6 protein-coding genes are annotated in these 5,055 nt (G+C 67.3%); 3 read left to right on the forward strand and 3 right to left on the reverse strand.

The genetic code is table 11. The features are described 5' to 3' along the window. A partial coding sequence (locus ON43_RS17740) for an MFS transporter (protein WP_157514091.1) occupies positions 1-1,021 on the forward strand: 1,021 nt, incomplete at its 5' end. A 297-nt stretch (positions 1,022-1,318) separates the two neighbouring features. Next, positions 1,319-2,308, forward strand: a complete 990-nt coding sequence (locus ON43_RS17745) for an AurF N-oxygenase family protein (protein WP_040808855.1) — start codon at positions 1,319-1,321, stop codon at positions 2,306-2,308. A 24-nt stretch (positions 2,309-2,332) separates the two neighbouring features. On the opposite strand, the gene ON43_RS17750 is transcribed toward ON43_RS17745, so the two are convergent. The 3 genes from ON43_RS17750 to ON43_RS17755 form a co-directional block, all read right to left on the reverse strand. Then, complete coding sequence (locus ON43_RS17750) at positions 2,333-3,004, reverse strand: arsenate reductase/protein-tyrosine-phosphatase family protein (RefSeq protein ID WP_051178609.1); 672 nt, start codon at positions 3,002-3,004, stop codon at positions 2,333-2,335. Positions 3,005-3,116: 112 nt separating this feature from the next. Further along, the gene (locus ON43_RS46260) at positions 3,117-3,254 is read right to left on the reverse strand and encodes a hypothetical protein (RefSeq protein WP_245568648.1); all 138 of its coding nucleotides are present in this window, start codon (positions 3,252-3,254) and stop codon (positions 3,117-3,119) included. An 82-nt stretch (positions 3,255-3,336) separates the two neighbouring features. Next, positions 3,337-4,176 (reverse strand): SDR family oxidoreductase, encoded by an 840-nt coding sequence (locus tag ON43_RS17755; RefSeq protein WP_040808857.1) that lies wholly within the window; start codon positions 4,174-4,176, stop codon positions 3,337-3,339. A 114-nt stretch (positions 4,177-4,290) separates the two neighbouring features. Between ON43_RS17755 and ON43_RS17760 the strand changes: the two genes are divergently transcribed. Further along, positions 4,291-5,055: DNA ligase LigA-related protein (locus ON43_RS17760; RefSeq protein ID WP_040808859.1), on the forward strand; the 765-nt coding region annotated here is incomplete at its 3' end.

The raw sequence follows: 5,055 nt of genomic DNA on the forward strand, positions 1-5,055 counted from the left end.
GCCGAACTTCCGCAGCCCGACGCCGCGGCCGCTGGATCTGCTCGGATTGCTGTTGTCCGTCAGCGGTTTGGCCGCCCTCGCCTACGGGCTCATCCGCGCGGGACAGGTCGCGTCGTGGACGCCCGCGCAGGTGTGGGCGCCGATCACCGCGGGTGTGGCGCTGCTGATCGCGTTCGTGGTCGTCGAATTGCGTTCCGCACAGCCGAGTTTCGATCCGCGGCTGCTCGCACAGCGAATTTTCGGTGGCGGCAACGCGGCGCTGGGACTGCTGTTCCTGGCCATGACCGCCGCCGGGTTCTACGCGGCGTTCTATCTGCAAGGCGCACGCGGTTATTCACCGCTGGCCGCGGGTCTGATCAACTCCCCCGCCGCGCTCGGCGTGATCATCGGCGGTCCGCTCGGGGTGCGGCTGGTGCGCCGCTGGGGACTGCGGCCGGTCACCACGACCGCGCTCACCGTCGGGGCGTTGTGCATGGGTTGCGGCGTGTTCTTCGGGCTGGATACGCCGATCGCGTGGAACCTGATCCTGGCCGGGGTGCAGGGCTTCTCGATCGGCATGGTGATCGGCTCGGTGTCGAGCGCGATCATGAGCACCCTACCGTTGCCGCTGGCCGGGGCGGGATCGGCGGTCAACAACACTGTCCGGCAGACCGGCAGTGTCCTCGGGATCGCGGTCGGCGGCACGATCATGGCGATCACCTACCGCAATGGGATCCAGGGCTCGCTGGGCACGCTGCCCGACGCCGCCCGCGAGCCCGCCCAGGTGTCGGCCGAACAGGCCCGGCATGTGGCCACCGCGATCGGGCGACCCGATCTGGCGCACGCGGCCGACAACGCGTTCATCCATGCCATGCACGTCGGTTCGATCTGGACCATGCTCTTCGCCCTGGCGGGAGTGCTGGTGCTGGCCGTGACGCTGCGGTCGGCGAAGGCTCCGGTCGAGGAGCCCGCCGAGGTCAGCGAGCACCCCGCCACGCGTCCTGCACCACTCGACGATGATGCACGACAACCCGCTCATTGAGCTGGTCCCGATGCGCCTGCACCAGCTTCCGGTGCAGGTGCCGGGCTCGTTGCAGCGGCTTCTGGATCGACATGACGGACTCCTTCGGTCGGTGGGCGCTCGATGCGCGCCATTCACTACGTAGGACGGTCCGCGGCACCGAAATTCAGCGCCCGAGCTGGAGAATCATGCCGCCGCGCGAAATTGACACTTGTGTGTAACTCCAATTAGCACTTACCTTGGGTGTGTTGCACCGCACAGGCGCGGGGGTCTCGTACCGCGCCCGGCATCGGCGGGGTACGGAGAGATGAGGAGGCAATGGTGGCTCTGACGACGGCGAAGACGGTTCCGGCCGAACGGGATTACGCGGATTTCCTGCACACCCTGTCCGAGGGATCGGTGCATCGCAACTTCGACCCCTACCTCGACATCGACTGGGACGCACCGGAATTCCGGATCGATCCGATGGATCCGCGGTGGGTGCTGGCGCCGGAGATCGATCCGCTGGGCGCCACCGAGTGGTACCGGTCCCAGCCGCTGGAGCGGCAGATCGAGATCGGGCGGTGGCGGATCGCCAATGCCATCAAGGTCGGCGCGGCGTTCGAGAGCATTCTGATCCGCGGGATGATGCAGTACATCATGCGGCTGCCCAACGGCTCGCCGGAGTTCCGCTACTGCCTCCACGAGATGACCGAGGAGTGCAATCACATCCAGATGTTCCAGGAGCTGGTGAATCGGATCGGCGTGGACGTGCCGGGGATGCGGCCGGTCTTCAAGGCGCTGTCGCCGTTCATCGGGGTGGCCGGTGGTTACGCGTGGGCGATTCTGTTCATCGGCATTCTCGGCGGTGAGGAGCCGATCGACCACTATCAGAAGGCGGTCATCCGCAATGGCGCGCAGCTGCCGCCGGCGGTGGTGCGCTGCATGGAGATCCATATCGCCGAGGAGGCGCGGCACATCTCCTTCGCCAACGAGTTCCTCAAGGAACATGTCCCGGCAATGAATTCGCTCTACCGCAATGTCTGCGGACTGGCTTTCCCGCTCGCCATGCGGTGGCTGGCGGGTGAGATCATGGCCCCGCCGCCGGAATTCGCCCGCACCTTCGATATTCCGCGCGAGGTCATCAAGGAAGCGTTCTGGCGGTCACCGCAGGGCGCCAAGACGCTGTCCGGCTATTTCGGCGATATGCGTTCCCTGGCCTCCGAATTGGGCCTGATGAACCCGGTGACCCGCCGCGTATGGCAGCTCCTGCGCATCGACGGCGATCATTCCCGCTACCGCAGCGAGCCCGACCGCCGCGCCGCCTGAGCACGCTGGCTCCTTCCCGAGCGGTCAGTCGAGGGCCTTCGGAGACAGGCCCAGGTCTGCGACGAGTTGGCGCACCCGGGATTCGACCTGGTCTCTGATGACACGGACTTCGTCGAGGTCGCGGCTGGCCGGGTCGGGGAGCCACCACTGTTCGAAGCGATGGCCCGACACGATGGGATCGGCATCGCCGCAACCCATATCGATGACGACGTCGGCCGCCCACACCAGCTCATCGGTCCACGGCTTCGGGAACTCCGCGCCGATATCCACGCCCCGCTCCGCCATCGCCTGCACCACAACGGGATTGACGCTGCTGCCCGGCGACGATCCACCCGACCAGCCGACCGCCTGATCGCCGACCAGCCGCGTGAAGAACCCCAGCGCCATCTGCGACCGACCCGCATTGTGCGTGCACACGAACAGCACCGCCGGAATATCCGAACGCCGCCCGGCGGACTTCGCCAGCGCGATCAGGCGATCCCGCGCGAACCGCTCGGCCAACAGCACTACATCGCCCGCCGAACCGCCGATCGCGACGAGCTCGTCATACGACGACCGCAGCAGCCGATCGATCGCCTCCAAATCCGCTTCACCCCGGAATTCCTCCCCCAACCGCTCCGCCGCCGCGGCAAGCCCCACCGCATGCTCATCGAGAATCGAGCGAGACGAGAGTGAATCATCGGTCTCGTCAACCACACCTGCTCCTTCTACAACACCCAAATCCGATCGACGGCCGGCTCGCCCCCGTGACCACCCTACGCAGGTCGAGCGAACCCGGCATTCCAGACCGATCCCCCGGGCAGCGCGGTCAGATGTCGTCGATGTTCCGGCTCGAGGGCGGGTTGCCGGCGGACAGGTCGTTTTCCGGCGGCTGACCTCTGAGTCTTCGGCCGATGACGACCAGTGCGACCAGCAGGACCAGGCCGATGATGATGAGAATCTCCATGCCCAGCGCATACCCGTCGGCTCAACAGCTATTCACCAGCAGCTTTCCAACACTCGACCGCCTGCGAAGGTGCACGGTGTTCTCAGAGGATGGGTCGGCCGCCGGTCACCGCCAATCGCGCACCCGAGACGTAGCTGCCGTCGTCGGTGGCGAGCAGCACGTAGGCGGGAGCGAGCTCCGCCGGCTGGCCCGCGCGCCCCAAGGGCGTGTCGTCACCGAATTTCGCCACCTTCTCCGGGGGCATGGTCGATGGAATCAGCGGTGTCCAAATCGGGCCGGGCGCGACACTGTTGACGCGAATCCCCCTGGGCCCCAGTAGTTGTGCCAGGCTCGCGGAGAAATTGGCGATGGCCGCCTTCGTCGCGGCATAGGGCGCGAGCGTCGGCGAGGGCATATCGGAATTGACCGAGGAACTCCCGATGATCGACGACCCCGGCGCCATGTGCGGGAGCGCCGCCTTCACCAGGCTGAAATAGGCTCCGACGTTCACACGGAAGGTGTATTCGAACTCCTCATCGCTGATCTCCTCGAGCGTCTCGTGGGTCATCTGGAACGCCGCATTGCTCACCAGCACATCGACTTTCCCGAACTCGGCCACGGCCCGGTCGATCACCGCGCGGCACTGCCCCGGATCGGACAGATCGCCGGGCGCCAGCACCGCGGTACGCCCGGCCTCCCGCACCAGATCGGCGACCTGCTCGGCATCGTCGTGCTCGTCGAGGTACGACAGCACCACATCCGCGCCCTCACGGGCGAAAGCGATCGCCACCGCGCGGCCGATCCCGCTGTCCGCGCCCGTGATCACAGCCGCCTTGCCGACCAGTTTGCCGCTGCCCCGATAGCTGTTCTCCCCGCAATCCGGCACCGGATTCATCTGCGACTGACGACCCGGAACCTTCTGCTGCTGTTCTGGAAAACCCATGCCTGAACCCCTTCCATCGAACCGGATGCCCGATGCGCTCGCGCTACCCGCACGAATCCGGAGCAAACACCCGCGACTACGAAGTGTCGGTGCAGGCAGGTAGCGTCCGGCGGTGTGGAACCTGGAGCACGCATCGAAGAGCTCGCCGAGCGCATCACCGCGCTGCGCGCCGCCTACTACGACGGCGCACCGCTGGTGGCCGACGCCGACTACGACGCCCTCGAGGACGAGTTGCGCGGTCTGATCGAGGCCCATCCCGACCTCACGCCGGATCCGAACCCGCTCGACCAGGTGGGCGCGCCCAGCGAACTGCATGCGCCGGTGCGGCATGCCCGCCCGATGCTCTCGCTGGAGAAGGCCACCAAGCCCGAACAGGTCGCCGCGTTCTTCGACCGCTTCCCCGGCCAGCCGGTGGTGGTGATGCCCAAGCTGGACGGGCTGTCACTGTCGCTGGTCTTCGAGAACGGACGCCTGGCCCGCGCGGTCACCCGCGGCGACGGCACCACCGGCGACGACGTCACTCCGCTGGTCCGCGCGCTCGTCGACGGCATCCCCGACCGCATCGAGTTGCTCGACCGGGTGGAGGTGCGCGGCGAGGCCGTCATGCTGCGCTCCACCTTCACCGCCTACAACACCGCCCACCCTGACAAGCCGCTGATCAACCCGCGCAACGCCGCCGCGGGCACCCTGCGCGCCAAGGACCCGGCCACCGTCGCCGAACGCCGGCTGCGGTTCTTCGGCTTCGACCTCGACGCCCCCGCCGACCACACCGCGCTCGACCTCGAGGACGGCCTGCGCGATCTCGGCTTCACCGGCGCGACCATGACGCACTGCACCGACGCCGCCCAGGCGCAAGCCGCGATCACCGCCGTCGAAACC

The sequence above is a fragment of the Nocardia concava NBRC 100430 genome, assembly GCF_000308815.1.
GTDB lineage: Bacteria > Actinomycetota > Actinomycetes > Mycobacteriales > Mycobacteriaceae > Nocardia > Nocardia concava.